At 35.0% G+C, this 3,322-nt stretch carries 4 protein-coding genes and 2 pseudogenes; all 6 read left to right on the top strand.

Annotated elements, in window-relative coordinates; translation table 11 throughout:
• A pseudogene (locus ACIQ2Z_RS12765) lies at nt 1-174 on the top strand (5-(carboxyamino)imidazole ribonucleotide synthase); the annotation flags it as partial.
• 72 nt (nt 175-246) lie between these two features.
• Nucleotides 247-321: pseudogene (locus tag ACIQ2Z_RS12760) on the top strand (5-(carboxyamino)imidazole ribonucleotide mutase); the annotation flags it as partial.
• A gap of 76 nt (nt 322-397) precedes the next feature.
• Entirely contained in the window at nt 398-637 is a 240-nt protein-coding gene (locus tag ACIQ2Z_RS12755; protein WP_396184548.1) for a hypothetical protein, read from the top strand.
• Nucleotides 624-962, top strand: coding sequence for a type II toxin-antitoxin system PemK/MazF family toxin (locus tag ACIQ2Z_RS12750; RefSeq protein ID WP_396172220.1), 339 nt, complete (start codon nt 624-626; stop codon nt 960-962). Before ACIQ2Z_RS12755 ends, ACIQ2Z_RS12750 begins: the two co-directional genes overlap by 14 nt.
• A gap of 11 nt (nt 963-973) precedes the next feature.
• Nucleotides 974-1,459 carry a 5-(carboxyamino)imidazole ribonucleotide mutase gene (gene purE / locus ACIQ2Z_RS12745; protein WP_396184547.1) on the top strand — a complete coding sequence of 162 codons (486 nt, stop codon included), beginning with the start codon at nt 974-976 and terminating at the stop codon, nt 1,457-1,459.
• Nucleotides 1,460-1,554: 95 nt separating this feature from the next.
• Nucleotides 1,555-3,322, top strand: a 1,768-nt coding sequence (locus ACIQ2Z_RS12740; RefSeq protein WP_396184546.1) for a M3 family metallopeptidase, incomplete at its 3' end; no start/stop codon positions are given.

The following is a 3,322-nucleotide window of genomic DNA, read 5'->3' as shown; positions in this document are numbered from 1 at the left end:
GAAAACATCGAAAAAATCATGGCTATTGATGGTGTAACACCTCACATTTACGGTAAAAGACAAACACGACCTTTTCGAAAAATGGGACACGTGACGATTGTGAATGAAGATATGGTGGAAGCGAGAAAAGTGGCGGAAGAAGTGAAGAATAGTATAAGAGTTATCAGTGTTTAGTCGCAGTTTACAGTCGCAGTCACAGCATAAACATAATAAACTTGAAACATTAAACTTGAAACAAAAAAACCAATGAGCAAAGTAGCCATCATTATGGGTTCCATCTCCGAGATGCCGGTCATGCAAGAAGCCATGGACATTTTAAAACTTTTGCGGCTGTAAAAATTCATCAAAATATATAAAGTATATACTTTTTATATATACTTTTGTAAAAAATAAATTTATGAAAACAATATCTTTAAAAATTGATGATGCTATTTTCGATGACACCAAAAACATTCTAGAAAATATTAAAAAACCCCGTAATCGCTATATTAACGAGGCGATTGAATATTACAATAAAGTTCAAAATAGGATTTTATTACAAAAAAAAATGCACTTTGAATCTAAATTAGTTTCAGAAAGCTCAATGGAAGTTTTAAGTGAATTTGAACAAATAGACAACATAAATGAATCAATTTGAAATTTGGCTTGCAGATTTAAACCCTCAAATAGGAACTGAAGCAGGAAAAGTTCGCCCTGTAATTATTGTTCAGACAAATTTTCTAAACGAAATTCGTCATCCATCAACAATTGTTTGTCCAATTACTACAAAATTAAATAACGAATCATCCATTTTAAGAATAAGAATCAATAACGGAAATTGCGGTTTAACTGCCAATTCAGATATAATGATTGACCAAATTAGAAGCATTGATAATTCGAGATTTGTTAAAAAAATTGGAATTGCAACAAATCAAATAAAAAATAAAATTAAGGAAAACATACTTAATGTTTTGGATTTTTAAAATATAAAAAAATGAGTAAAGTAGCCATCATTATGGGTTCCATCTCCGACATGCCGGTCATGCAGGAAGCCATCGACATTTTAAAAGGATTTGATATAGAAACGGAAGTAGATATTGTTTCGGCACACCGAACACCGGAAAAATTGTTTGATTTCAGTAAAAATGCACACAACCGTGGTATTTCGGTGATTATTGCCGGAGCAGGTGGTGCCGCACATTTACCGGGAATGGTTGCTTCGATATCGCCGTTGCCAGTCATTGGCGTTCCTGTGAAATCGAGTAATTCAATTGACGGCTGGGATTCGGTTTTGTCGATTCTACAAATGCCGGGCGGTGTTCCGGTAGCGACAGTTGCTTTGAACGGAGCCAAAAATGCCGGAATTTTAGCCGCACAAATTATCGGAAGTCACGATAAATGTGTGTTGGATAAAATTGTTTTTTATAAAGAAGGTTTGAAAGAAGCTGTTTTAAAAGCTTCGGAAGGATTGAAAAAATAAATACAACATTAAGAAATTAAGGGTTTTCCATTAAGAGTAGTAAGCCTTAATGAAAACCCTTAAATTTTCTTAATCCCTTAATGTTAAAAAAAGAAATGAAAACACTTACTCAAAATTTCGAAACCAAACACAACACCGCTCTTTTTTCACAAATAAAATTAGACAATTACAAGCCTGCTTTTGAAGAAGCGATTGCAAAAGCAAAGACTGAAATTGATGCAATCATCACAAATCCGGAAACACCAACTTTTGAAAATACGATTGAAGCTTTGGATTTTTCAGGTGAAGCATTAGATCGATTATCGTCAATATTTTTTAATTTGAATTCTGCTGAAACCTGTGATGAAATGCAAAAAATAGCTCAAGAAGTTTCGCCTTTATTGACTGCTTTCAGCAATGATATTTCGTTGAACGAAGACTTATTCAAACGTGTAAAAGCCGTTTATGATCAAAAAGACAAAGTGACTTTAACAGCTGAACAAGCGACTTTATTAGATAAAAAATTCAAAGGTTTTTCACGAAATGGAGCCTTACTTGCGGAAGCAGACAAACTGAAATTACGTGAAATTGACACCGAATTAGCCAAATTAAAATTAACCTATGGCGAAAATGTACTAGCCGAAACCAACAATTATCAATTGTACATTACGAACGAAGCTGATTTAAAAGGTTTGCCGGAGGGAACGAAAGAAATGGCGGCAAGTTTAGCCAAATCGAAAGGATTGGACGGTTGGGTTTTTACGTTGGATTTTCCGAGTTATTTGCCGTTTGTAACGTATGTTGAAAACCGTGAATTGCGAAAAGAAATCGCCATTGCTGCGGGAAAAAAAGCCTTTCAAAACAATGAATTTGATAATAAAGACAATGTCAAACGCATTGTAGAATTGCGTCATAAAAGAGCAAATTTATTGGGTTATGAATCGCATTCGCATTTTGTTTTGGAAGAACGAATGGCTCAACATCCCGAAAAAGTGAAAGCTTTTTTGAATGATTTATTGGAAAAAGCCAAACCGGCTGCTCACAAAGAGTTTGCCGAATTGACTGCTTTTGCGAAAGATTTAGACGGAATTGAATATTTGGAAAAATGGGACGGCCCTTATTATTCAGAAAAATTGAAGCAAAAATTATTTAGTTTGGATGATGAATTGTTGAAACCGTATTTCAAATTAGAAAATGTGTTAAACGGAGCGTTTACGATTGCCGAAAAATTATTCGGAATTAGGTTTAAAGAAGTTTTTGATATTGATACATACCATAATGATGTGCAAACTTTTGAAGTTTTAGATTTTCAAAACGAATTAGTAGCTGTTTTCTACGCTGATTTTTTTCCGAGAAAAGGTAAACGTAACGGTGCTTGGATGACCTCTTTTAAACCACAATATATCAAAAATGGTGTGAACGAAAGACCACACGTTTCGATCGTATGTAATTTTACACCACCAACGGAGACAAAACCTTCCCTCCTAACCTTTAACGAAGTGACGACTTTGTTTCACGAATTCGGTCATGCCTTGCATGGTATGCTGGCGAACACGACCTATCCGAGTTTGTCCGGTACATCCGTATATTGGGATTTTGTGGAATTGCCGAGTCAAATCATGGAAAACTGGTGTTATGAACCGGAAGCTTTGGCATTGTTTGCGAAACATTATTTAACCGGGGAAGTGATTCCGCAACAGTATGTGGAAAAAATCAAGGAAAGTGCAAGTTTCTTGGAAGGAATGGCAACGATGCGTCAATTGAGTTTTGGACTGTTGGACATTACTTATCATGCCAAAGTTCAAATCATTGACGATGTAAAAGCGTTTGAAAAAGCCGCATTTGAAGGAACTTCATTATATCCGGATGTGGAAGAAAATTGTA

Source organism: Flavobacterium sp., assembly GCF_044361015.1.
In the GTDB taxonomy this organism is placed as follows: domain Bacteria; phylum Bacteroidota; class Bacteroidia; order Flavobacteriales; family Flavobacteriaceae; genus Flavobacterium.
This window is presented reverse-complemented; position numbering and strand designations above follow the sequence as displayed.

What these genes read in the sequence shown, in the direction of transcription:
- ACIQ2Z_RS12755 (WP_396184548.1), top strand. Translation starts at nt 398, where the DNA reads ATGAAAACAATATCTTTAAAAATTGATGATGCTATTTTCGATGACACC.
- ACIQ2Z_RS12750 (WP_396172220.1), top strand. Translation starts at nt 624, where the DNA reads ATGAATCAATTTGAAATTTGGCTTGCAGATTTAAACCCTCAAATAGGA.
- purE (WP_396184547.1), top strand. Translation starts at nt 974, where the DNA reads ATGAGTAAAGTAGCCATCATTATGGGTTCCATCTCCGACATGCCGGTC.